Source organism: Mesorhizobium sp. M0598 (assembly GCF_040320865.1).
Lineage (GTDB): Bacteria > Pseudomonadota > Alphaproteobacteria > Rhizobiales > Rhizobiaceae > Mesorhizobium.
In genome coordinates, this window is the sequence record NZ_JAMYQL010000018.1 from 1 (window position 1) to 24,329 (window position 24,329).

Annotated in this window: 24 protein-coding genes; 17 read left to right on the forward strand and 7 right to left on the reverse strand. The window is 63.5% G+C overall.

What is annotated here, in order from left to right; genetic code table 11:
• The first annotated feature begins 377 nt into the window (after positions 1-377).
• Positions 378-1,274, forward strand: coding sequence for a LysR family transcriptional regulator (locus tag NKI59_RS21145; RefSeq protein WP_352706558.1), 897 nt, complete (start codon positions 378-380; stop codon positions 1,272-1,274).
• Positions 1,275-1,318: 44 nt separating this feature from the next.
• Here the strand turns inward: NKI59_RS21145 and NKI59_RS21150 are convergent, their stop codons facing one another.
• The 3 genes from NKI59_RS21150 to NKI59_RS21160 all read right to left on the reverse strand — a co-directional run bounded on the left by NKI59_RS21150 (position 1,319) and on the right by NKI59_RS21160 (position 3,620).
• A complete protein-coding gene (locus tag NKI59_RS21150) occupies positions 1,319-1,480 on the reverse strand; it encodes a hypothetical protein (protein WP_352454322.1) in 162 nt (53 codons plus the stop codon).
• 81 nt (positions 1,481-1,561) lie between these two features.
• The gene (gene groL, locus NKI59_RS21155; protein ID WP_352706561.1) at positions 1,562-3,181 is read right to left on the reverse strand and encodes a chaperonin GroEL; all 1,620 of its coding nucleotides are present in this window, start codon (positions 3,179-3,181) and stop codon (positions 1,562-1,564) included.
• Positions 3,182-3,281: 100 nt separating this feature from the next.
• Positions 3,282-3,620 (reverse strand): co-chaperone GroES, encoded by a 339-nt coding sequence (locus tag NKI59_RS21160; RefSeq protein ID WP_352591912.1) that lies wholly within the window; start codon positions 3,618-3,620, stop codon positions 3,282-3,284.
• A gap of 245 nt (positions 3,621-3,865) precedes the next feature.
• Between NKI59_RS21160 and NKI59_RS21165 the strand changes: the two genes are divergently transcribed.
• On the forward strand, positions 3,866-4,138 hold the full coding sequence (locus NKI59_RS21165; protein WP_352454325.1) for a hypothetical protein: 273 nt from the start codon (positions 3,866-3,868) through the stop codon (positions 4,136-4,138).
• A complete protein-coding gene (locus NKI59_RS21170; RefSeq protein ID WP_352591915.1) occupies positions 4,135-4,401 on the forward strand; it encodes a DUF1488 family protein in 267 nt (88 codons plus the stop codon). Before NKI59_RS21165 ends, NKI59_RS21170 begins: the two co-directional genes overlap by 4 nt.
• Positions 4,402-4,431: 30 nt before the next feature.
• On the opposite strand, the gene NKI59_RS21175 is transcribed toward NKI59_RS21170, so the two are convergent.
• Positions 4,432-4,617, reverse strand: coding sequence for a hypothetical protein (locus NKI59_RS21175; protein WP_352706563.1), 186 nt, complete (start codon positions 4,615-4,617; stop codon positions 4,432-4,434).
• Between the two features lie 539 nt (positions 4,618-5,156).
• Between NKI59_RS21175 and NKI59_RS21180 the strand changes: the two genes are divergently transcribed.
• From NKI59_RS21180 to NKI59_RS21245, 14 genes are all read left to right on the forward strand, one after another.
• A complete protein-coding gene (locus NKI59_RS21180; RefSeq protein ID WP_023677827.1) occupies positions 5,157-5,567 on the forward strand; it encodes a DUF3168 domain-containing protein in 411 nt (136 codons plus the stop codon).
• Between the two features lie 373 nt (positions 5,568-5,940).
• The gene (locus NKI59_RS21185) at positions 5,941-6,240 is read left to right on the forward strand and encodes a hypothetical protein (RefSeq protein ID WP_352454329.1); all 300 of its coding nucleotides are present in this window, start codon (positions 5,941-5,943) and stop codon (positions 6,238-6,240) included.
• A gap of 64 nt (positions 6,241-6,304) precedes the next feature.
• A complete protein-coding gene (locus tag NKI59_RS21190) occupies positions 6,305-6,970 on the forward strand; it encodes a response regulator transcription factor (RefSeq protein ID WP_352454330.1) in 666 nt (221 codons plus the stop codon).
• Between the two features lie 10 nt (positions 6,971-6,980).
• Positions 6,981-8,408, forward strand: a complete 1,428-nt coding sequence (locus tag NKI59_RS21195; RefSeq protein WP_352454424.1) for an ATP-binding protein — start codon at positions 6,981-6,983, stop codon at positions 8,406-8,408.
• A gap of 121 nt (positions 8,409-8,529) precedes the next feature.
• Positions 8,530-8,964, forward strand: a complete 435-nt coding sequence (locus tag NKI59_RS21200; RefSeq protein WP_352706566.1) for an RT0821/Lpp0805 family surface protein — start codon at positions 8,530-8,532, stop codon at positions 8,962-8,964.
• A 222-nt stretch (positions 8,965-9,186) separates the two neighbouring features.
• Complete coding sequence (gene ccmI / locus NKI59_RS21205) at positions 9,187-10,305, forward strand: c-type cytochrome biogenesis protein CcmI (RefSeq protein WP_352706568.1); 1,119 nt, start codon at positions 9,187-9,189, stop codon at positions 10,303-10,305.
• A 3-nt stretch (positions 10,306-10,308) separates the two neighbouring features.
• Complete coding sequence (gene ccmE, locus NKI59_RS21210) at positions 10,309-10,752, forward strand: cytochrome c maturation protein CcmE (protein ID WP_023677821.1); 444 nt, start codon at positions 10,309-10,311, stop codon at positions 10,750-10,752.
• Between the two features lie 14 nt (positions 10,753-10,766).
• Positions 10,767-12,755 carry a heme lyase CcmF/NrfE family subunit gene (locus tag NKI59_RS21215; RefSeq protein WP_352706570.1) on the forward strand — a complete coding sequence of 663 codons (1,989 nt, stop codon included), beginning with the start codon at positions 10,767-10,769 and terminating at the stop codon, positions 12,753-12,755.
• Entirely contained in the window at positions 12,752-13,216 is a 465-nt protein-coding gene (locus NKI59_RS21220; protein WP_352706573.1) for a cytochrome c-type biogenesis protein, read from the forward strand. Before NKI59_RS21215 ends, NKI59_RS21220 begins: the two co-directional genes overlap by 4 nt.
• A 116-nt stretch (positions 13,217-13,332) precedes the next feature.
• The gene (locus NKI59_RS21225; protein WP_023677819.1) at positions 13,333-14,889 is read left to right on the forward strand and encodes a Do family serine endopeptidase; all 1,557 of its coding nucleotides are present in this window, start codon (positions 13,333-13,335) and stop codon (positions 14,887-14,889) included.
• 399 nt (positions 14,890-15,288) lie between these two features.
• Positions 15,289-15,963 carry a response regulator transcription factor gene (locus tag NKI59_RS21230; RefSeq protein ID WP_254819962.1) on the forward strand — a complete coding sequence of 225 codons (675 nt, stop codon included), beginning with the start codon at positions 15,289-15,291 and terminating at the stop codon, positions 15,961-15,963.
• Between the two features lie 6 nt (positions 15,964-15,969).
• The gene (locus NKI59_RS21235) at positions 15,970-17,439 is read left to right on the forward strand and encodes a sensor histidine kinase (RefSeq protein WP_352706575.1); all 1,470 of its coding nucleotides are present in this window, start codon (positions 15,970-15,972) and stop codon (positions 17,437-17,439) included.
• The gene (locus NKI59_RS21240) at positions 17,439-20,405 is read left to right on the forward strand and encodes a bifunctional [glutamine synthetase] adenylyltransferase/[glutamine synthetase]-adenylyl-L-tyrosine phosphorylase (protein ID WP_352706577.1); all 2,967 of its coding nucleotides are present in this window, start codon (positions 17,439-17,441) and stop codon (positions 20,403-20,405) included. Before NKI59_RS21235 ends, NKI59_RS21240 begins: the two co-directional genes overlap by 1 nt.
• 145 nt (positions 20,406-20,550) lie before the next feature.
• Positions 20,551-21,030, forward strand: coding sequence for an EF-hand domain-containing protein (locus NKI59_RS21245; RefSeq protein ID WP_352706580.1), 480 nt, complete (start codon positions 20,551-20,553; stop codon positions 21,028-21,030).
• A gap of 110 nt (positions 21,031-21,140) precedes the next feature.
• On the opposite strand, the gene NKI59_RS21250 is transcribed toward NKI59_RS21245, so the two are convergent.
• The 3 genes from NKI59_RS21250 to NKI59_RS21260 all read right to left on the reverse strand — a co-directional run bounded on the left by NKI59_RS21250 (position 21,141) and on the right by NKI59_RS21260 (position 24,285).
• A complete protein-coding gene (locus NKI59_RS21250) occupies positions 21,141-21,578 on the reverse strand; it encodes a type II toxin-antitoxin system PemK/MazF family toxin (RefSeq protein WP_352706582.1) in 438 nt (145 codons plus the stop codon).
• The gene (locus tag NKI59_RS21255) at positions 21,575-21,835 is read right to left on the reverse strand and encodes a type II toxin-antitoxin system prevent-host-death family antitoxin (RefSeq protein WP_352454340.1); all 261 of its coding nucleotides are present in this window, start codon (positions 21,833-21,835) and stop codon (positions 21,575-21,577) included. The genes NKI59_RS21250 and NKI59_RS21255 overlap by 4 nt, the downstream gene beginning before the upstream one ends.
• A 125-nt stretch (positions 21,836-21,960) precedes the next feature.
• Positions 21,961-24,285: a PAS domain-containing sensor histidine kinase gene (locus NKI59_RS21260; RefSeq protein ID WP_352706586.1), complete on the reverse strand. Its 2,325-nt coding sequence runs from the start codon at positions 24,283-24,285 to the stop codon at positions 21,961-21,963.
• Positions 24,286-24,329: the final 44 nt, after the last annotated feature.

A 24,329-nucleotide genomic window follows, 5' to 3' on the forward strand; every position in this document is an offset into this window, starting at 1 on the left:
CGGTGGTCGTGGCTGCGATCGCACGCGAGATGGCCGCCTTCTTGTGGGCCATCGGCCGGGAGGTCGCGCCGTCATAGCCGGTCTCGACCCAACCCGCTGCACAGTGTTGGGGGTGGGGCCACGGTGGGGAACTCCCGTCGCTAGTTATGTGGCCAAGCCGATGCGCCCGACGCCCGCCCTCTAGACCGAGGACAGCCCCGAGACGAAGATACGGAAGGCCGGTACCCAACCCGCGGATGAGAGTCTGATCAACCGTCGTCTCTGAGCTCCACCCCCAGCCCTGTGCAGCTTCAGCCGGTCCGACTGCTTCGCAAACCTGCCAAGCAGGCGAGCCTTCTTGCCTTCAACCTTGACAGGGAACATGAGAGACTAGGTTCGTGATCAAGACCGGCGAACCGGACTGGAACGATCTGCGCTACTTTCTCGCTGCCGCCCGCGCGGGAACGTTGTCGGGAGCAGCGCGCGTGCTCGGCGTGCGTCACACGACGATCAGCCGGCGCCTGGCTGCTCTTGAGGCGGCACTCGGGGTTTCGCTTGTCGTGCGAACGCGGCAAGGCATTGAGATCACGCCGCTTGGCCAGACATTGCTGCCGCTCGGCGATGACCTTGAACGTACCATGCAAGCACTGACGGCGCTTGTGCGTTCGGGCAAGAATAGCGTTCGGCTGGCACTGCCGTCGGGCTTCAGCCCCCTTTTTGCCGAGCGTATGGCCGGGTTCCATAAGGCCCACCCGGATATCAACCTGGAACTGACGAGCGGCAGCAGGCCAGTGGACCTGCAGCACGGCGAGGCCGACCTTGCGGTCAGGATCGGCAGCGTCGCCGCAGACGATTTGATCGCGCAGAAGCTTTGTGTTGCGGGCTGGTCGATCTATGCGTCCCAGCGCTATCTCGACCGTCACCCAATGCCCATCGACCCTCGCCAGTTGGCCGGACACGAGATCATTGGATTTCACGCAAGCCTTGCCGGCGTCCCCGGCGCCAAATGGGTTGAGGCGCACGGCGCCGGCGCGACAATTGTCCTTCGCGTTGCCGAAATGACGGAAATGCTGGCGGCGGCTCTGAGTGGCGCCGGTCTGGCGGTAATGCCCTGCATGTTGGCCGAAGCTGAACCGCGGATGGTGCGCCTTGCCCCCGACATTCTCGGCAGTCATCCGGTGTCGCTCGTCTATCGCCGTGAAATCGGGGCGGAGGCGCCGGTGCGCGCCGTCATCCGCTTCGTTTCTACCATCATCAAGGACCGTGCCGCGCTGATCAGCGGCGAAACGCGATAAGCGTCTGGTGCCGCGCTTGCGTGGGTGCCGAAGATTGGCAGTCGTCACATGGGACGCTTGTCCGCGATCTTTTTCGGGTCGCGGCCTACCATGCCGGCGTCGGCTTTCCTGTGCTTGTCGGCAAGCCTGCGAATGCGATCGAAGCGGCTTTCCTCGGCCACTTTGGTCTTCGCCGCTGCCTTTGGCTTCGGGACGAATGCGATCATGGATCGATCTCCTTGCCGATGGCGCGGCCGGGGAAGAACCCCGGCGGCTGTCTTTTCAGGCTTGTTTCGGGCAGCGGCTGGTCAATAGCCCATGCCGCCGGTCGAAGCAGCGGCGTCCTTGGCCGAAACGTCGGTGATCATGGCTTCCGCAGTGATCAGGAGCGCCGCAATGGAGCCCGCGTCCTGCAGTGCCGTCCGCACCACCTTCGCGGGGTCGACGATGCCGGCCTTGATCATGTCGACATAGACCTCGTTCTGGGCATCGAAGCCCTGATTATGGTCCTTGTCGTCGGCGAGCTTGCCGATGACGATCGAACCTTCGACGCCGGAATTCTCGGCGATCTGCCGGATTGGCGCTTCGAGCGCTCTCGACACGATCGAAATGCCCGCCGTCACATCGGCATTGGCTCCGGTCAGCCCGTTCAGCACAGCCTTGGCGCGCAGCAACGCAACGCCGCCGCCGGGAACGATGCCTTCTTCGACGGCCGCGCGCGTGGCGTTCAGCGCATCATCGATGCGGTCCTTCTTTTCCTTGACTTCCGTCTCGGTCGCGCCGCCGACGCGAATGACAGCAACGCCGCCCGCCAGCTTGGCGAGACGTTCCTGCAGCTTCTCCTTGTCATAGTCGGAAGTGGTTTCCTCGATCTGCGCCTTGATCTGCTGGACGCGCGCCTGGATGGTGGTCTTCTCGCCGGCGCCGTCGATGATCGTGGTGGTGTCCTTCTCGATCAGCACGCGCTTGGCGCGGCCGAGCATGTCTATGGTGATGTTCTCCAGCTTGATGCCGAGATCCTCGGAAATCATCTGTCCGGCGGTGAGCACGGCAATGTCTTCCAGCATCGCCTTGCGCCGGTCACCGAAGCCAGGCGCCTTGACGGCCGCTACCTTGAGGCCGCCGCGCAGCTTGTTGACGACCAGCGTTGCCAACGCTTCGCCCTCGACGTCCTCGGAGATGATCAACAGCGGCCTGCCGCTTTGCACCACGGCTTCGAGGATGGGCAGCAGCGCCTGCAGATTTCCGAGCTTCTTTTCGTGGATGAGGACGTAAGGGTCTTCCAGCTCGGCGCGCATCTTCTCGGCATTGGTGACGAAATAGGGCGAGAGATAGCCGCGGTCGAACTGCATGCCTTCGACGACGTCTAGTTCGGTTTCGGCGGTCTTGGCCTCCTCGACGGTGATGACGCCGTCATTGCCGACCTTGTCCATCGCCTTGGCGATCATGGCGCCGACGCTGGTGTCGCCATTGGCGGCAATGGTGCCGACCTGCGCGATCTCGCCTGAGGACTTGACCTTCTTGGCGCGCGCCTGGATTTCCTGGACGACGGCGCTGACAGCAAGATCGATGCCGCGCTTGAGATCCATCGGGTTCATGCCCGCGGCAACGAATTTGGCACCTTCGCGCAGGATGGAAGCGGCAAGCACCGTGGCGGTGGTGGTGCCGTCGCCGGCGAGGTCGTTGGTTTTCGAGGCCACTTCGCGCACCATCTGTGCGCCCATGTTTTCGAACTTGTCGGAAAGCTCGATTTCCTTTGCCACCGCCACCCCGTCCTTGGTGATGCGCGGCGCGCCGTAGGCCTTGTCGATGATGACGTTGCGGCCCTTGGGGCCGAGCGTCACCTTGACGGCGTTGTTGAGGATTTCGACGCCGCGCAGCATGCGGTCACGCGCGTCGGTGGAGAATTTGATTTCCTTGGCAGACATGATCTTTTCCAGTTCGGTTGTCGTGGCAAGACGCTTGCAGCGCCTGAATCAAAGCTCGGAGCGTCCTTTGCGCGCGCGGGAGGGCGCGCGGCCTTCCAAATCAGGCGGCCTTCTTGGCAGCCACGGTCTTGTCGATGATGCCCATCTCGCTTTTTTCGATGATGCCCATGATGTCGGCCTCCTTCATGATCAGAAGGTCCTCGCCGTCTATCTTGACCTCGGTGCCGGACCATTTGCCGAACAGAATGAGGTCGCCGGCCTTGACGTCGAGCGGGATCAGCGCGCCGCTTTCGTCCCGCGCGCCCGGCCCGACAGCGATCACTTCGCCTTCCTGCGGTTTTTCCTTGGCATTGTCGGGGATGATGATGCCGCCCTTGGATTTGGTGTCGCTTTCGGCGCGCCGAATGACGACGCGATCGTGGAGTGGCCGGAATTTCATGGGGACTCTTTCTGGGGCCGGCTTAGGCGGCCGCCCCCTCTCTATAGGCGCCTTGGCACTCGATTGATAGGAGTGCCAAAAAAATATTCATAGGGCATATAAAATATTGAACGTATTATCTTGCCTGGTCATGCCCTGATGTTCGGGTCTTGCGGAATATTAATGAAATTGAATTTCTGTCTTTGAACACCTATTTTACGATGAAGTTCACATTCATGACTTTCGCTTCAAGGGAGATTTTACCGATGGCCGAAGGCAATCAGAACATCATGGAAAAAGCTCAGGCTCGCTTCATGGAAAATCAGAAGAAGACGGCGGAGCGGAACAAAGCAACTGCCGAATATCTCTCGGAGGCCAAGGCGAGGAGCATCAAAACGGCAAGGCTGAGGGAATTGCGACTGGCCAAGGAAGAGGCGGACCGCGCGGCGGAAGCTCTGAATCCGGTCGCACCAAAGAAGAAGCGGGCGTCGCGGACAGTCAAGAAGGCCGTATCTGCATCGACGGAGGCCAAATCATGAGCCTGACATTTCCCAACCCCAGCCGCAGCTACGACGAGGCAAGCAAACGCATTCGCTTCGTTGGCCATGACGGCATGTTCCAGATTTCCTTCTCTGTCGCAACCGATGCCATTTCCAAGATGCAGCCGGGAACGGCGGCTTCAGAAGCTACCTATCTGGCGGCCTTCGACACGGCTTCCAGCTCAATTCATGACGTCGCCAGGAATGCCTATGCCCGTACCCGCAGGAGCATGTACGTGCTGACTGCAGCCGATTTTCGCTAGATCCTTCGAGATCGCTCACAGGACGGTTGCTCAGGACTTGCGATCCGCCTTGGCTCGCCGCTTGACGTCGCGACTGTTCAGCCGGTCGACCATCGCGTCTGCATCGCGCGTATTCATGCCGACCATGAGCTGATGCTTGACCGGCTGGCCGGTGAAGACGTCGAAGACGGTCCAGCTGTGGGGATGCTCCATGCGCAGTGCGTAGCGGTTTGCCATCCTGGCGTCCTTTGGTTTCCGCCCGATCGATGAATGTCGCTCGATCAGGCCTGGGCGATCTCGGTCAGGCCTGGGCGATTAAGAATACTGCCGCTAGGACAAGCTCCGTCCACAAAACGACGGACAGTTTCAAGGCCAGGCTACCGTGCGCCGAGAGCATCTCCCGAGTGCGGCTCACCAAGCTCTTGATGGTCATCGACATAGTCGGCGCCGCAATCGCGACCGGCGGCGCCTTGACCCCAAGCTTTCCGCAGCAGCGATGGCTCGCGCAGAAACCGACCTCGAATATTTGGAAACCAGACATCTTCATAGCACCGTTCTTTCAAACTCCATGCATGCCAAATGAATTCGCGGGTTGGCATCACCCTAAAGGGCGTCCGTGATGCGAAACGTCGCGGGTTGCAGGAGCAGGGCTTATTGCCGAGATCATGAAGGTTCATAATCCGCATGAGACGCGCTGATTCGCGCTTTGCCGGGATGCCTTCATGCAACGCAGCTACGCAGCCGGGAGGTCGAGGCGACGGGCGAAGGGAAAGACGATGACCGCGCCGGCCGTCGAATTGCAGAGGGCCATATTCGAGGCAGTGAACGGCGATCCCCACCTGTCGGCGGCACTGGGCGATGCAAGATTATTCGACCATGCGCCGGAAAATGTTGCGTTTCCCCACATGACCTTCGGCCGCACCAGCGTCTACGACTGGGCAACGGGCATGGAGAACGACGCCGAGCAGTTGCTGACGCTGCATGTCTGGTCGAAGTCCGAGGCCAGCAAGGAAACCAATGACATCATGGACCTTGTTAGCACCCGCCTGCGCGATACGGCTCTCTCGCTCGGCGAACATCGCCGCGCCTACCTCAAGCTCGAATTCGCCGAAGCCCGCTACGACGAGGACCTTTCGGCCCATCACGGGCTGCTGCGCTTCCGCGCCGTGATCAAGGACGAGGGCTGACCACCGGGCACTTTTTGCAAATCGGGCAATGTTGTTCTTGCTTTGTGCCGGCAGCTATGCTACTAATTCCCCTATGGTGCTGATGGCGCCAGCGACCCGCCGCAGAGGCGGGTTTTTTGTTTCAGGTTCGGTTCGCCTGAACTGCCATCGGTTGCCTTGGGCCGGATGCTTCGTCGTCCCAAATGGTCCTGCCCGCCAGATGATGCCGGTTGTCGACGAAGGATTGGAGGGCTAGGTTAAACATTGGCGATTTCGCGGAGCCGGGCGGCGAAATGGCAATCCGGTAATCTCGCGCTTCAGGGGTGTGGCGGGCATGCATTCGAGCGTTCACCGTTCATATCACGTTCAGCACCGGCGCGTTAGAACGCTGACCATGAACATCCTTCGCCCCCACTTCCGGACCGCGGCACTGGCGCTGTCAGCCGCCGGTCTGCTTGCGTCGCAAGCGATGGCGATCCCCGTTGTCGTGCCCGAGCAGCCGCAGCCGGTCGTCCTCGCCGCGTCCGACTGCTACGCGATCGGCCAGCAGGTGGCCGAGCAGAATGGCGGCACCTTGGCCAAAGCCTCGCAGTCGACACGCGGCGGCCAGCCGGTCTGCATCATCGTCGTGCTCGTTCCGGGCAAGGAAGGGCAGCGTCCGCGTCGCTCGGAGATCGTCGTTCCGCTGAACTGAATCGTGCCGTTTCCCAGTCTGCCGGAATCGGCCTATATCTGACCAGCATCAACAGGCCTCCCGCATGCGCGTACTCGTCGTCGAAGATGACAAGGATCTCAATCGGCAGATCGGCGATGCGCTGGTCGATGCCGGCTATGTCGTCGACCGCGCTTTCGACGGCGAGGAAGGGCTTTTTCTCGGGGACACCGAGCCCTACGATGCCGTGGTGCTCGATATCGGCCTGCCGCAGATGGACGGCATCAGCGTGGTCGAACGCTGGCGGCGCGGCGGCCGCAAGATGCCGGTGCTGATCCTGACGGCACGCGACCGCTGGAGCGACAAGGTTGCCGGCATCGACGCCGGCGCCGACGACTACGTCACCAAACCCTTCCACATCGAGGAAATCCTGGCCAGGGTGCGGGCCTTGATCCGGCGTGCTGCCGGGCACGCTTCGTCCGAACTGACCTGCGGGCCGCTCCGCCTCGACACCAAGGCCTCCAAGGCCGACGTCGACGGCGTGCCGCTGAAGCTGACCTCGCACGAATTCCGCTTGCTTGCCTATTTGATGCACCACATGGGCGAGGTGGTGTCCCGGACCGAGCTTGTCGAACATCTCTACGACCAGGATTTCGACCGCGATTCCAACACGATCGAGGTCTTTGTCGGACGGCTTCGCAAGAAGATGGGCATCGACATGATCGAAACTGTTCGCGGCATGGGCTACCGCATGCGTAAGCCGGAGGCGTAACGCGGAACCGCTGCCTACAAAACCCGCCGTCTCGAACACGCCGTCGCTGCGGTCATGGCCGCGTTCGGTGGCGTTTCGCGTCATCGCCTTTTCCACGGTCTGGGCGATCCTCACTCTGGTCGTCATCTTCACCTTGATCACCACGCTCTATCGCCAGGCCAGCGAGCGCGGTTTCGACAGCCTGCTTTCGGCGCATCTGTTCAACCTGATCGGCTCGGTCGGCGTTTCTGAAAGCGGCCAATTGACCGGCGCCCCCGACCTTGGTGATTTGAGGTTCTCGGAACCGAATTCCGGCTGGTACTGGTCGGTCGAGCCTGCCTCGGAAGGTGTGCACGGCGATCTCCATTCGTCGTCGATGACCAAGGCGATCCCGTCGCCAAGCGTTGCCGAGGTGCCCTTCAATGCCAGCTTCCAGCGCAGCTATTCAGCGGACGGCATCGAAGGCGAGCAACTGGAGGTGTTCGAGAGCGAGTTCGTGCTCGATGCGAAAAACCGCGCCGCGCGCTTCCGCGTCATGGGCAACCAGACCGAGCTCGAGCAGGAAATCGCCACCTTCCAGCGGCGCCTTTTGACCTATCTGTCGCTGTTCGGCGTCGGCATGATCGCCATCAATGCGATTGCCATCCTGCTCGGCCTGCAGCCGCTGCGCCGGGTCAGGAATGCGCTTGCCATGGTGCGCGAAGGAACCGCGCAGCGCCTAGACGGCCGTTTCCCGGCCGAGATCGAGCCGCTCGCCAACGAGACCAATGCGCTGATCGAGAACAACAGGCGTATCGTCGAGCGGTCGCGCACGCAGGTCGGCAACCTCGCGCACTCGCTGAAGACGCCGCTTGCCGTGCTGCTCAACGAGGGACGGGCGCTGGGTGGCGCCAAGGGCCAGCTGATCGCCGAGCAGGCCGCTTCCATGCAAAAGCAAGTGGACCATTATCTGCAACGTGCCCGCGTCGCCGCGCAGCGCGACAGCGTCGTCTACCGTACGCCGGTGGCGCCGCTGGTCCAGCGCATGGTTCGGGTGCTGCAGAAGCTCAACCCGCAGACGGCGCTGTCGCTGTCGCTGCCGGCCACCGACATCGTCTTTGCCGGCGAACGCGAGGACCTGGAGGAGCTGCTCGGCAATCTGCTCGACAATGCGATGAAATGGGCAAGGAGCGCGGTCGCCGTTTCGGTCAAGCCAATCTCCAGCAAGGGTGGCGCTGGCACGGAAGGCGCAGCCAACCTGTTCGAGATCAGCATCGAGGATGACGGCCCCGGCATTCCCGACGACAAGGCGCGCGAGGTGTTGCAGCGCGGCCGGCGGCTCGACGAGACAAAACCGGGCAGCGGGCTCGGACTTGCCATTGTCGCCGACCTTGTCAACGAGTATGGAGGCTCTCTGGCGCTGGAACGATCCGTCATGGGTGGATTGAAGGCGATGGTTCGATTGCGGAGCCTTCAGTAATGCTTTTCCAGATTGCTTTTCCAGGTGGCCGGCTGCGGCCAAATTTCCGACAAACATCGACATTATGGCCGCGCCAGCTGCTGACAGCGCGGCGGTCCAGCTCAAGAAAGCCGGTATTGGCATGAAGATTCGCGTCGCGCTCGTTTCCGCCCTGCTCGCCGTCTCCGGCTGCACAACGCTCGGCAAGGGCCCGGCCGTTACGGTGACGCCGGCCGCGACGCCCCCCAGCGGCGCCAAGGTGGCGACGACGATCATCGCCGCCATGGGCGGCGGCCTCGTCGGCGGCTCTATCGGCGCCGGCCTGAGCGAGACCGAGAAGCGCAGCGCGCTCGAGGCGGAATACAAGGCGCTTGAATACACGGCGAGCGGCCAGAAAGTGGCTTGGAAGAGCGACAGTTCGGCCCATCGCGGCGAAGTGGTCGCCGCCCAGCCCTATCGCGTCGGCTCGCAGGACTGCCGGCAATACACCCATACGGTGTTTACCGGCACCGCCGGCGCCACCGCGCGCGGAACCGCCTGCCGCAATGCCGACGGCAGCTGGACGCCGCTGACGTAGCTGGCCGGCCGTCGATCCGCCGATTCCGGTCCGGCACCAAAGCGCGTCGCGTTCGACCGGCCTCATGCGACGCGCTTTAGGTTCTTGTTTTGATGCATGGTCGTTATCGCAAAACCGCTGCACACTTTTGCGCGACATGCATTATCGATCGGAGCGGCCCCGCCAAAGCGTCGCAGCACGCTTGTGTTGGCAGGGCAAGGGTCTCGTTCTATTGGAAGAGCCATGCTGTTCTGGGTCATAGCCGCAATCCTGACGCTGGGCGCAAGCCTGGCGGTGCTGCTGCCGTTGGCCGGCGGATCGAAGAACGCGTCCGCTGCCGGCGATCACGACCTTGAAGTCTATCGCGACCAGCTGGCCGAGCTTGACCGCGATATGGCGCGTGGCCTGATCCAGCCAATGGAGGCCGAAGAGGCACGCGCTGAAATCGCCCGCCGCATCCTTCGCCTGAGCAATACCGGCCACTCCGACGACACGGCGACGCAGCCGTCGCGGTCGACAAGGCTGGTGGCGACAGCGGCCGTGCTGCTGGTTCCGCTGGTCAGCTGGGGCCTCTATGGCCAGCTCGGCTCACCCGACCTGCCGTCGCAGCCGCTCAGCGAACGCCTGGCCAAGAATCCCGCCGACAGCTCGGTGGACGAGCTGATAGCCCGCGCCGAGGCGCACCTGGCGGCCAACCCATCCGATGGCCGCGGCTGGGACGTGCTGGCGCCGGTCTATCTGCGCATGCAGCGATACGCCGATGCGGTGACCGCCTATCGCAACGCCATCCGCCTCGACGGCGACAGCGCCGCCCGCCAGGCGGGTCTTGGCGAGGCGATCGCCAATGCGGCCGGCGGCATTGTCTCCGCCGAAGCGCAGGCGGGTTTCGAGGCGGCGTTGAAGCTCGATCCGGCCAATCCGAAGGCATCGTTCTATCTCGCCATGGGCATGGCACAGGAAGGCCGCATAGCTGAAGCCACGGCGGCCTGGCAAAAGATGCTTGCCGCCTTGCCGCAGGGCTCGCCGTGGCGCGGCGCCGTCGAGCAGGCGCTGGCCGAATCCGCCGAGGCGCCCGCGAAAGGGCCGACCGCCGAGGATATCGATGCTGCCTCCTCGATGTCGCCGCAGGACCGGCAAGCCATGATCAGCACCATGGTTGCCGGCCTCGACGAAAGGCTTCGGCAAAATCCGCGCGACGAGGAAGGGTGGATGCAGCTCGTTCGTTCCTATGCCGTGCTGGGCAAGACAGATCAGGCGCGTGACGCGCTCAATCGCGGTATCGCCGTCTTTGGCGCGGACAGTGACCAGGCCAGGAAATTCACCGCCTTTGCCGCCTCGCTTGGCGTGACGGCGACGGAGTAGACGATGACGCGCAAGCAGAAACGATTGTCGGTGATCGCAGCGGGGCTGGGGTTTCTCGGTGTTGCCACGGGGCTGACCTTCTATGCGCTTGGCCAGAAGGCCTCCTATTTCTACATGCCGGCCGATCTGGCCACCGCCAGCCTTCAGCCGGGCCAGCGCATCAGGCTCGGCGGTCTCGTCGAAAAAGGCACGGTCGAGCGTAGCCAAGGCGCCACCGTCGCCTTTTCGGTGACCGACAACCAGAAGGACGTCAAGGTTACCTATACCGGCATTCTTCCCGATCTTTTCCGGGAAGGGCAGGGCGTGATCACCGAAGGCTCGTTTGGCCCTGACGGAATCTTTGTCGCCGACAGCGTGCTGGCCAAGCATGACGAGACCTATATGCCCAAGGAAGTGGCCGACGGCCTCAAGGCCAAGGGCGTATGGCAGGAGAGCAAGAGTGACTAGCGGGTGCGGTGACAATGGTTGAAACCGGACATTTCGCCCTGATCCTGGCGTTTGCGCTGGCCCTGGTGCAGACGATGGTGCCGCTGTTCGGTGCGCGCACCGGCAACCACAAGATGATGGCCGTCGGCGCACCGGCCGCGCTGACCGGCTTTGCCTTGACGGCGCTGTCTTTCGTGGCGCTGGCAACCGCCTACGCCGGCTCCGACTTCTCGGTTGAGAGCGTCTGGGAGAACTCGCATTCGCTGCAGCCGCTGATCTACAAGATCACCGGAACCTGGGGCAATCACGAAGGTTCGATGCTGCTCTGGGTGCTGATCCTGACCTTCTTCGGCGCGCTCGTCGCCGTCTTCGGCGGCAATCTTCCGGCGACGCTCCGGGCCAATGTGCTTGCCGTGCAGGGAGCGATCGGCGCCACTTTCTTCCTGTTCATCCTGACGACGTCGAACCCGTTCGTCAGGCTCAATCCGGCGCCTATCGAGGGCCGCGATCTCAACCCGATCCTGCAGGACCTCGGCCTCGCCATCCATCCGCCGCTGCTTTATCTCGGCTATGTCGGTTTCTCGATCTGCTTTTCCTTCTCTGTCGCTGCCCTCATCGAGGGCCGCATTGACGCTTCGTGGGCGCGCTGGGTAAGGCCGTGGACATTGGTTGCCTGGATGTTCCTCACCGGCGGCATCGCCATGGGCTCCTACTGGGCCTATTACGAGCTCGGCTGGGGCGGCTTCTGGTTCTGGGATCCGGTCGAGAACGCATCCTTCATGCCGTGGCTGGCGGGCACGGCGCTGCTGCATTCGGCGATCGTCATGGAAAAGCGCTCGGCGCTGAAGATCTGGACGCTGCTTCTAGCGATCCTGACCTTCTCACTGTCGCTGCTCGGCACCTTCCTGGTGCGTTCCGGCGTGCTGACCTCGGTGCACGCATTCGCCACCGATCCGACGCGTGGCGTGTTCATCCTCTGCATCCTGACGCTGTTCATCGGCGGCTCGCTGGCGCTGTTTGCCTTGCGCGCCTCCCGGCTGACGGCCGGCGGCCTGTTTCACCCGATCTCGCGCGAAGGCGCGCTGGTCCTGAACAATCTGTTCCTCACCACCGCCACCGCCACCGTGCTGGTCGGCACGCTCTACCCGCTCGTCGTCGAAGCCCTGTCTGCCGACAAGATTTCGGTCGGCGCGCCGTTCTTCAACCTGACATTCGGCCCGCTGATGGTGCCGCTCTTGGTCGTCGTGCCGTTCGGGCCGCTGCTCGCCTGGAAGCGCGGTGACATTTTCGCGGTCGCCCAGCGCCTGATGGCGGCTTTCGCGGCGGCGCTGCTCGCCGTGCTGGTGACGGCCCTGTTCATCGATGGCGCTTCGGTGTTGGCGGCACTCGGTGTCGGCCTTGCCTTCTGGCTGATCTGCGGCGCGCTCACCGATCTCGCCGTCAAATCCGGCTTCGGCACCGTCGCGCCCGCCACCATGCTCAGGCGCTTCGCCGGCCTGCCGCGCTCGGTCTTCGGCACAGCGCTTGCGCATCTCGGCCTCGGGCTGACAACGCTCGGCATTGTCGGCACGCTTTGCTTCGGCACCGAAAAAATCTTGGCGATGCATGCCGGCGAGACCGTCGAACTGTCCGGCCACAAGCTGCGCTTCGAGGGGCTCTACCCGGCCCAGGGACCTAACTACAGTGAGGATCGCGGCCGCTTCGCCCTGCTTGGCGCCGACGGTAGCGTCGCAGGCGAGATCACCTCGGCCAAGCGCTCATATCCGGTGCGCCAGATGACCACAACCGAATCCGGCATCAGGACGATCGGCTTCAGCCAGCTCTATCTTTCGCTTGGCGACGAGGGCAGCGATGGCTCTGTGGTCGTTCGTCTGTGGTGGAAGCCGCTGGTGACGCTGGTCTGGGGCGGCGGACTGGTGATGATGGCGGGCGCGGCGATGTCGCTGCTCGACCGCCGCCTGCGCGTCGGCGCACCGTCGCGCCGCAAGGCTGCGGCCGGCGTGCCATCGGCGAGCCCGCAATGAAAAGGATCACGCTGGCCTCGCTGGTCCTGCTGCTGGCGCTGTTGTTCGCCGGCGCCGCGCAGGCGGTCAAGCCCGACGAGGTGCTCGCCGACCCGGCACTCGAGGCGAGGGCGCGGGCTTTGTCGGAAGGCCTGCGCTGCATGGTCTGCCAGAACCAGTCGATCGACGAGTCCGATGCCGACCTCGCCCGCGACCTGCGCATCCTTGTGCGCCAGCGCCTGGTCGCCGGCGATACCGACCGGCAGGTGATGGACTATGTCGTTTCGCGCTACGGCGAATTCGTGCTGCTGAAGCCACGCTTCAATCTGCGCAATGTTTTGCTCTGGGGGACGCCAGTTCTTCTGCTGCTGGTTGGCGGGACATTCATCCTGCTGGCCGCCCGCTCGCGCCGTTCGACGGTGACCGCTGCATTAACTGCCGAGGAACAGGCGGCGCTGGACAAGATGCTCCGCCGCGATTGATCGATACATTACGAAAGTTTCATGTACCGGAAATGGCGCCGTAATGTGCGGCCCTCTATTTCCTTTGTCGAGGATGCCAATCAAGGGGCGTCCCTTGAAAAGAGGATACGATAAACATGAATGTTGCCCCCAATTCATATCTTCGCACCCGTAAACGCCTGCTGGCCGCAGCCGCATCCCTGGCCATTGCCGGCGCGATCGGCTTTGGTGCTGTTGCCACCGGGACAGCCCCGGTGCTGGCCGACGCCGTGCGTGTCGAGGCACCGCAGGTCCCGAGCTTCGCCGATGTGGTCGAGCGCGTTTCGCCGGCGGTCGTCAGCGTGCGCGTCAAGGCCAAGATCCAGTCGACGGCCGATGACGGTTCCGGCCAGATGGACGACGAGGACGGCTTAGGCAATCTTCCCGACAACCCGCAGTTGCGCCGGTTCTTCCGCGAATTCCGCGGCTTTGGCGATCAAGGCGGCGATCAGGGCCCGAACGGAATGCGCCGATTTGGACACCGTGACCGCAACAACGACCAGCCGCGGCCGGTGGCGCAAGGGTCCGGTTTCTTCATCTCCGATGACGGCTATCTCGTCACCAACAACCATGTCGTCGAGGAGGGCACCGCCTTCACCGTGGTGACCAATGACGGCAAGGAACTCGACGCCAAGCTGATCGGCACCGATCCGCGCACCGATCTTGCCGTGCTCAAGGTCGATGACGGCAACAAGTTCACCTATGTCGACTTCGCCGATGATTCCAAGGTTCGCGTCGGCGACTGGGTGGTGGCTGTCGGCAATCCGTTCGGCCTCGGCGGCACGGTTACCGCAGGCATCGTTTCGGCCCGCGGCCGCGATATCGGCGCCGGTCCCTATGACGACTTCATCCAGATCGACGCCTCGGTGAACCGCGGCAATTCGGGCGGCCCGACCTTTAACCTCAACGGCCAGGTTGTCGGCATCAACACCGCGATCTTCTCGCCCTCGGGCGGCAGCGTCGGCATTGCCTTCGACATTCCCGCTTCGACCGCCAAGCAGGTCGTGCAGGATCTGATGAAGAACGGCACCGTGCAGCGTGGCTGGCTCGGTGTCGAGATCCAGCCGGTCACCCCCGAAATCGCCGAGTCGCTTGGCCTTGGGTCCGGCAAGGGCGCGCTCGTTGCCAGCGCGCAGGACAACGGTCCCGGCAAGAAGGCCGGCATCACCGCCGGTGACGTGATCACCCAGGTGGACGGCAAGGACGTTGCTTCGCCGAAGGAACTCGCCCGCCTGATTGGCGCTTACCCGCCCGGCAAATCTGTCGATGTCACGGTGTGGCGCAACGGCAAGAGCGAGGCGGTTAAGGTCGATCTCGGCAAGCTGCCGTCGAGCGACAAGCAGGCCTCGGCCGACCAGCAGCCTGCCCCCGCGCCGAAGACCGACACGCTCGCCGATCTCGGCCTGACCGTCACCAAGTCTGACAATGGCAAGGGCCTTGTGGTGACCGATGTCGACCCCGACAGCGATGCCGCCGATCGCGGCATCCAGCCCGGCGACGTCATCACCTCCGTCAATTCGGCGGAAGTAAACGGCACCGGCGACGTCGACAAGGCGATGGCCGACGCGGTGAAGTCCGGCCGCAAGGCGGTGCTGATGCAGATCACCCGCGACGACAGCAACCGCTTCGTCGCACTGCCTGTCGCCAAGGGCTGAGCGCATGACCCCGAACACGTATTCCGTTTTCGGAAAGGCTCATGCGCCGATTCAAGGTGCTAGAGCGTCCTTTGCGCGTCCAAGAGGACGCGCGGCGCTCTAGTGGTCGACTTTTCCGGTGCGGCGGTTTTCAACACCCCCGAGCCGCCGCACGGGAAAGCACGGGGCCTGAATACGTTAGTCAGTCATCGTGTTCCGCCCCAGCGGCAGCGGGCTTCCCATCGCCGCTGCCGCTCGAACATGCCGCTCAAGGCGTGAAGCGATTTTAGGCTAACGACATGCTAAAACAAAGACTTACCGCGTATCCCTGAATCACTTTGTTCGCGATATGCCATGGAGAAGGCCACGATGCATATGCCGGCCACTCAATCTTCCAGCGAAATCGCGTATAACGGTTCTATGAAGATTCTCGTCATAGAAGACGATCGCGAGGCGGCCGACTACCTGCAGAAGGCGTTCGCCGAGGCCGGCCATACCGCCCATGTCGCCGGCGACGGCGAAACCGGCTTCGCGCTCGCTGATTCCGGCGACTATGACGTCATGGTCGTTGATCGCATGATGCCGCGCCGCGATGGCCTGTCCGTCATTGCCGGGCTCAGGTCCCGGGGCAATACGACGCCCGTGCTGATCTTGTCGGCGCTCGGCGAAGTCGACGACCGGGTCACCGGTCTGCGCGCCGGCGGCGACGACTATCTGACCAAGCCCTACGCCTTTTCCGAACTGCTCGCCCGCGTCGAGGTGCTGAACCGCCGCGCCAGCGCCAGGGAAGCCGAAACCGTCTACCGGGTCGGTGATCTCGAACTCGACCGGCTGTCGCACTCGGTGCGGCGCGCCGGGCGCGAGATAACGCTGCAGCCGCGCGAGTTCCGCCTACTCGAATATTTGATGCGCCATGCCGGCCAGGTGGTGACGCGCACCATGCTGCTCGAGAATGTCTGGGACTACCATTTCGATCCGCAGACCAACGTCATCGACGTTCATATCTCGCGGCTGCGGGGCAAGATCGAGAAGGGCTTCGACAAGCCGATCCTGCACACGGTTCGCGGCGCCGGCTACATGCTGAAAAGCGGCTAGAACCCCATGACTCTTTCCGTGCCGGCCATCATGAAGACGACGGCAGCGCGGCTTTCGGCGCTCTACCTCCTGCTGTTCGCCATCTGCGCGGTGCTGCTCGTGTTCTACATGACCTCGCTGTCGGCGCGCATGCTGACCGGCCAGACCCAGGACACGATCAACGACGAGGTGCTCGGCCTCGCCCGCGCCTATCAGCGCGGCGGCTTGCCGCTGCTGGTCCGTGTCGTCGAGCAGCGCTCCCGCCAGCCCGGCGCCAATCTCTATCTGATCGCCGATGCCAACGGCCAGATCCTGACCGGCAACGTGCAGAGCCTGGAGCCGGGCGTGATCGAGGCCGAGGGCTGGACCACCGAACCGTTCTCCTACCGCCGCTTCGGCGAGGGCGAGCTCGAGCGGCAGCGCAACCCGATCTCCGACCCGAACGAGCCCGCCCAGAGCGAAGTCCAGGCCGAAGGCGAGAAAGGCCACAACGCCATTGCCCTGGTGCTGCGCCTGCCCAACCAGATGATCATGCTGGTCGGCCGCGACCTCGGCGAGCCGGAGCGCTTCCGCGCCGTCATTCGCCGCGCCTTGATGCTGGCGCTCGGCATGATGGGCGTCGGTGGGCTGCTGATCTGGTTCTTCGTCGGGCGCGCGGCGCTGAAGCGCATCGACAGCGTGTCCGAGGCGAGCCGCCGTATCATGGGCGGCGATCTTTCCGGCCGGCTGCCGGTCACCGGCGCCGGCGACGAGTTCGACCGGCTGTCGGAAAACCTCAATTCCATGCTGGCCAGGATCGCCACGCTGAACGAGGGCCTGAAGGAGGTCTCCGACAACATCGCCCACGACCTGAAGACGCCGCTGACCAGGCTGCGCAATCGCGCCGAGGCGACGCTTTCCGGCAAGCACAACACCAGCGACTACCGGCAGGCACTGGAAGGAACGATCGCCGAATCCGATCAGCTGATAAAGACCTTCAACGCCATCCTGATGATCTCGCGACTGGAAGCCGGCTATTCCTCGGAAAGCACCACCAGGGTTGATCTGGCCGCTGCCGTGCACGACGTCGTCGAACTCTACGAGCCGGTAGCGGAGGAGGCGGGCGTGACGCTCGAAACTTCGGTGCAAGGTTCTTTCGCCGTCAACGGCAATCGCGAGCTGATTGGCCAGGCACTGTCCAACATCGTCGACAACGCGATCAAATATTCGACCGACTCGACCTCCAGGCCTACGGTTCGCGTGACGCTGGAGCGTGTCGGTAGCGAGATCAGACTCGCCGTCTCCGACAACGGCCAGGGCATTCCCGACGATGTCGACCGCGCCAGGGTGACCGAGCGATTCGTGCGGCTGGAAAAGAGCCGCTCGCAGCCGGGTTCCGGCCTTGGCTTGAGCCTCGCCAAGGCGATCGTGACATTCCACAATGGACGGCTTGAGCTTCTGCCCGGCAATCCCGGATTGTCGGTCGTCATGAGTTTTCCCGGGCGTGAGGATCGCTGATGGTGGCGAGGATGGCAGTGCGACGCCTCGAAACGGACTGGCTGTTGAAGCCGACGGTAGAGCTCGTTCCGCTGGATGCAAGCCGCGCCAGGCAGGAATTGTCGGAGATCGCCGACGCCGCGCGGCAAAAGGAACTGCCGCGACTGGCGAAATTCTTGGCAGGCAAGGGGGTCGTCCAGGATTTCCTCGCCGCCGTGTTCGACCTGTCGCCGTTCCTGCGCGATACCGCGCGCCGCCGGCCGCGGATACTCGATGTGCTTTTCGACGAGACCATCGAGGCGCGGCTATCATCGATCGGCGCCGCGGTCGACAAGGCAGCACGCCTTCAGGCCGTCTCCGAAAGCAGCCTGATGATGGAGCTGCGCCAATGCAAGGCGGAGGCGCATTTCCTGATCGCCTTGGCCGATCTCGCCGGCGAAGCCGAGACCTCGCTGACGGTGCGGCGACTGAGCGACCTTGCCGACGCCTGCACGCGTGCGGCTGTCGATTTCCTGCTCCGCGACGCGCATGAGCAAGGCAAGCTCCGATTGCCGGATGCCAAAAATCCGGCGCGACGCTCGGGCTGGATCCTGCTCGGCATGGGCAAGCTCGGCGCGCATGAGCTGAACTTCTCCTCCGACATCGACCTCATCGCCTTCTTCGACCCCGATGCGCCTGCCGTCGTCGATCCGCTCGATGCAACCGAGCTGTTTTCGCGGCTGACACGCCGGCTGGTCCGCATTCTGCAGGACCGCACCGAGCACGGTTACGTCTTCCGCACCGATCTCAGGCTTCGTCCCGACCCCGGCTCGACGCCGCTGGCGATCCCGGTCGAGGCGGCGCTGCGCTACTATGAGGCGCGCGGCCAGAACTGGGAGCGCGCCGCCATGATCAAGGCGCGCCCGGTGGCCGGCGATGTTGCCGCCGGCGCCGCGTTCCTGAAGGAACTGCAGCCCTATATCTGGCGCAAATACATGGACTACGCGGCGATTGCCGACGTCCATTCGATCAAGCGCCAGATCCACGCCCACAAGGGCCATGGCGAGGTCGCGGTCAAAGGCCACAACGTCAAGCTCGGCCGCGGCGGCATCCGCGAGATCGAGTTCTTCGTCCAGACCCAGCAACTCATCGCCGGCGGCCGCTTTCCCGAACTGCGCGGCCGCGAGACCGTGCCGATGCTGGGCGAACTCTCCGCGCGCGGCTGGATCACCGCCGAAGCGCGCGATGCGCTCACCAGGCAATACTGGTTCCTGCGCCGCGTCGAACACGCCATCCAGATGGTTGCCGACCAGCAGACGCATATCCTGCCGGAGGACGAAGAGGGGCTGGAGCGCGTCGCCCGCATGCTGGGCTTTGCCGATGCGGCAGGCTTTGCCGAAACGTTCCGCGCGGCGCTGCACCAGGTCGAGCGCCACTATGCAGCGCTGTTCGAAACCGCGCCGGAGCTTTCGGCCGGCATCGGCAATCTGGTCTTTACCGGCGACGTCGACGATCCCGATACCTTGCAGACCTTGCAGCGGCTCGGCTTCCAGCGGCCGAGCGACATCTGCCGGGTTATCCGCGGCTGGCACTTCGGCCGCTACCGCGTCACCCGGTCGGCGGAGGCGCGCGAGCGGCTGACCGAACTGACGCCGGCGCTGCTGCAAGCCTTCGGCCAGACGCGGCGAGCGGACGAGGCGGTGATCCGCTTCGACGAATTCCTTGCCGGCCTGCCTGCCGGCATCCAGCTGTTTTCGCTGCTGCAGTCGAATCCGGCTTTGCTGAAGCTGATGGCGACTATCATGGGCGCGGCACCGCGGCTGGCCGCCATCATCACGCGCCGGCCGCATGTCTTCGATGGGCTGCTCGATCCGGCGCTGCTGAGCGAACTGCCAAACCGCGCCTATCTGTCGGCGCGTCTTGCCGCCTTCCTCGAAGGCGACAGAGCCTATGAAGACGTGCTCGACCGGCTGCGCATCTTTGCTTCGGAGCAAAAATTCCTGATCGGCGTCAGGCTGCTTGCCGGGTCGATCGACCCGCCGCGCGCCGGCCGCGCTTTTTCCGATCTCGCCGACCTGACCATCGAGGCGGCATTGCAGGCGGTGATGGCGGAATTCGCTTTGCGTCATGGCTATATTGCCGGCGGCCGGGTCGCGCTGCTCGGCATGGGCAAGCTCGGCAGCCGCGAACTGACGGCGGGCTCCGACGTCGACCTCATCCTGCTCTACGATCACGACGCCGATGCGGAGGAGTCCGACGGCGACAAGCCGCTTGCCCCGTCGCATTACTACAGCCGGCTGACACAGCGGCTGATCGCCGCCGTTTCCGCGCCGACCGCCGAGGGCGTGCTCTACGAGCTCGACCTTCGCCTGCGGCCGTCCGGCAACAAGGGGCCGGTGGCCACCCATGTCGACGCCTTCAAGAAGTATCAGCGCCAGGACGCCTGGACATGGGAGCACATGGCGCTGGCGCGCGCCCGCACGATCGGCGGCGATGCCGAGCTCTGCCGCGAGGTCGAGGGAGAGGTTGCCGCAGTGCTCGCTCTGCCGCGCGATCCAGCCAAGGTGATGGCCGAGGCATCCGAGATGCGCGCCATGGTCGACAAGGAGAAGCCGCCGCGCGATCCCTGGGACATCAAGCTGATCCCGGGCGGCCTCATCGATCTCGAATTCATTGCCCAGGTTGCGCTGATCACCGGAAAGATCGAGGCAGGCCGCAGGGCCACCGGCACGGCTGAGGTCCTGTCGCGCCTGGCGCCGGATTTCGCCAGCGCCCAGGTCAGGCAGGAACTGGTGGATGCCTATTCGCTCTATCTGGCGCTGACCCAGATGATACGGCTTTGCCTCACCGGCGCGTTCGAACGCGACGACGTTCCGCCAGGGCTTTCGGATCTGCTTCTGGCCGTCACCGACCTGCCGGATTTCGGGGTGCTTGAAGCGCATCTCGGGGAGACGTCGCAGAAGGTCAGAAAGGATTTCGACCTTCTGCTTCGTGCGAAACAACCGTGACGGCAACCAGCCGAACGGGCGAGAGCATCGGGCCCAAAATTGCGACCTGCTTTGGGAGGTTCCGATGTTCAATCAAAGAGATAGAGCGGGGGATTGAAGGTCCGCCGCTCTAGCATCGGGGGTGACGATGCAACAGGAGAAGACCATGAGAAAGACAACCAGACTTGCACTCGTTTTCGCAGCCCTGGCCGGCGCCGTCGGCACCGCTGCCTATGCAGACGAGCACTCCGGGGCCGGGCCGCGCGACGGCATGATGATGCGCCTCGGCAAGGTCATAAAGGACAATGACGGCACCATCACCTTCGACCAGTTCTCCGACGCCATGAACGCGCGGCTGAAGAAGATGGTCGCCGACAATGGCGGCAAGCTGACCGTGGCACAGCTCGCCGAGGCGCTGGAGAAAGCACGCTTCGAGCAGATGGCCAGGCGCATCATCGCCCGTTACGACACCAAGGGCGACGGCACGCTGACCGCCGATGACATCACCAGCCGCCAGAAGAAGGTCTTCGCCATGCTCGACCGTGACAATGACGGGAAAATCGAGAAGAACGAACTGCCGAAGGGTCCCGGCGGTCACCGCCAATGGGACGGCGAGGGCAATGATGGCACTGACGGCATGCAGTGAGAATTGATAACGCTCCGGCGGTGCGAGCCGCCGGAGACTTATGTGCGCGTCGACGCCTGAATCACCAGATCGGCCCAACTGCGAACGGACGGTGTTTCCACCGCATTCAGCTACTCTGTTCGGCGAGTCCGGTGCAGGGCGCGGCTTGTGTGGACCTGCAAAATCCGGTCGCGCAGATGGGCATAGAAGCGCGGCGGCAGCATGCCGTGATCAAAGCGGGACGGCTTCGTCCCTGGAATGGGCCTCAAATCGGGACCCGGCCAAAGGAATTCATTGATCTCGGTCACGATGATCCACGACGGCATATCGTCGAGACCGAGGTGGGTTTTGAGTGGCGCAGGTATTTCTATTGCATCCGCATGATCAGCCGGAGCTGAGTGGGTAATCGGAACCACCGTTACAACTTCACGCCCCTCCACGATGCGACGGGCGGCGACAATGGCGCAGGGCCGGCTCTTGCGGCCTTCCTCCGCGCCTTTTTTGTTTTCTCTCGGCCAGAGATAGGAATAGGAAATCACCAGACCGGAGACAGGTTTTGGGAGGCTCACGGTGTCCAGTCTTTGAGCATTGCATCAAGTCCGGCGTATTGGGTCGGGACGGCGCTTTCGCCGATGGCGTTCAGCGTCTCGTCGTCCAATTCCTCGACCGGGCGGGCGACCCGTCCTCTGACCAAAACCTCGAACATAGCCGCTGACAGGAGTACTGTATGGGTCCGCCCATTCTTTGTGATTGCAACCGGCGTGCGCTGGGCGGCATCCTGAAAGCGTCCGACATTCTGCTGGAATTCCGTTGAAGTCACTCGCATCACAAGCCCTCCTGTTATCTAAAATAGATAAAATAGATAGACTTATCAAGGGAAAGTTCTCGCGTTGCAGGGCGGCGCGCAAGCGCATGTTCGACTGATCATGCTGGGCCTGGTCACGAAGTCATTCAGGCAGCCGCCCTGACCGCCTGCGCGGCTTTCTTGATCGGGATGCGTACCGAGACGATCGTGCCCACGCTTTCGGTCGAGCGGATCTTCAACGCGCCACCCTGAAGCTCGGCCAGCGAGCGCGAGATGGCGAGGCCGAGGCCGGAGCCGGCATGGCTCTTGGAGAACTGGTTTTGCACCTGTTCGAATGGCCGCCCGAGCTTGCTCAGCGCCGCCTTCGGGATACCGCAGCCATTGTCCTCGATCGTCAGGATCAGCGCGCTGGAAATGCTGCGGGCTCTGACCGAGATGTGGCCGCCTTGCCCGGTGAACTTCACCGCATTGGACAGAAGGTTGATCAGGATCTGCTTGATCGCCCTGCGGTCGGCGAACAGCGTCAGCGAATCGGCGATGCGGGTTTCGACGGTGATCGACTTTTCCGCCGCCTGCAGAGAAACGACGCGAACCGTCTCCCTGATGAGCGGGCAGAGATCGATTTCTTCCTGATCCAGGGCGAACTGGCCGGCCTCGATCTTCGACATGTCGAGGATGTCATTGATCACACCGAGAAGATATTTGCCGCTGCCGTTGATGTCGGTGGCATACTCTTCGTAGCGCGGCGAACCCAGCGGCCCGAACAGCCGCCGTTCCATCAGTTCCGAGAAGCCGATGATCGCGTTGAGCGGGGTGCGCAACTCGTGCGACATGTTGGCCAGGAATTCGGATTTGGCCCGGTTCGCGGCTTCGGCGCGCTCGGTTTCCTTCATGTATTTGCGATTGAGTTCGACGAGCTCACGAGCCCGTTCTTCCTCCGCGCGGCGGGCAAGGCTGAGGTCATGGATTGTCGCCATCAGCCGGCGCTCGCTGTCGACCAGCTTCTCCTGGTGCAGCTTGATCTGGGTGATGTCGGAGCCGACGGAGACGGTACCGCCGTCCCTTGTCCGCAACTCGTTCACCTGCAGCCAGCGGCCGTCGGCAAGCTGGCGCTCGAAGGTCACGCCTCCCTGCGGTCCGTTGGTGTTGGCAAGCCGCCGCTCCGAGGCGAAGGCCAGCATGCGTTCCTCCAGAACGGCTCGCGGAGCGCCCGGCATCACGTCGCGATCCAACAGGCCGTTGTCCTGCTGGTATTTGGAATTGCACATGATCAGGCGCTCGGACGAATCCCACAGCACGAAAGATTCGTTGATGTTTTCGATGGCCGTCCTCAGGCGCAGGTCCGCCGCTTCGGAGCGCAGCGCCAGATGCCGCTGCTCGGTGACGTCGACAGCGATGCCGATCAGCTGGATCTCCGGCGCTTCCGGGTCGATAACGTGTGCTCTTGCGCGCATCCAAACCCATTGCCCGTCGGCATGGCGCATCCGGAACACCTGGTCGATATGGTCGATCTCGCGTGCGATGATCCTGTTGGCGAGTTCGAACAAATCGCCGTCCTCGGGATGAATGATTTCATCGACTTCGCCGAACGACAGCATCGTGTCACAAGGCTCGTAGCCCAGCATGTCGTACATCGAGCGCGACCAGTACATCTTGCCGCGCACCATGTCCCAATCCCACAGGCCGCAGCGGCCGCGCACCAGCGCCATGTCGATGCGCTGGTGGGCTTCGAGATAGATGCGATCGGCGGCCTGGGCGCGCGCCGCCTGGCCGAAATAGGCGTAGAGGATGATGATCAGCACGCCGGCCGTCAGCACGAACAGCGTGACGTTGAGTGAGACCGTCTTGCGCCAGGCGTCAAAAACTGCCTCCTGCGGCACTAACGCTGCCGCGGCACCCCTTCGGCCATTCGCCAGGCTCACTGCCGCGTACCAGTCCTGTCCGCCGATGTTGACCTCCATTACCCCGGCGCGGTCGCCGAACATGAACAGCGGCTGCCCGCCCTGCACGACGCCATCGAGCGATCGCCCCTCCCAGTGCATCGACTGCGGCGATACGGCAGTGATCTTGAAGGCGCTATCGGTGATCGCCAGTACGTGGCTTCGGCCCATCGCGCCCTGACGACCGGTGCTCTCCAGCAGGTCCTGGATCGCGCCGGGCGCGGAAACCATGGTCGCGTCGGCGATCGAACTGGCCAATTGGCCGGCGGCCAGCGCAAGGATCGCCTTGGCGTCGCGCTCGATCTCGTCGCGCTCGTTCATCAGCGACAGAAAGCGCAGTACTGCGATGATCAACAGAAACATGATGATGAGGGCCGGGATCGATCGCCGCAACAGCGGCTCGGCTGCCAGCAGCCGTCGGTAGGCAGGTTCGGCGATGAGCCGCGTATTGCCCGCGAGACCGTCGCTTCGCGCCTCGCGACGCTCAAACGCCGTCCCACCGGGCGCGCCCCACGCGTCCGCCTTCGCCATAAATGGCACTCCCCGATTTTCTGTCCCGCTTGACGATCCGGCAA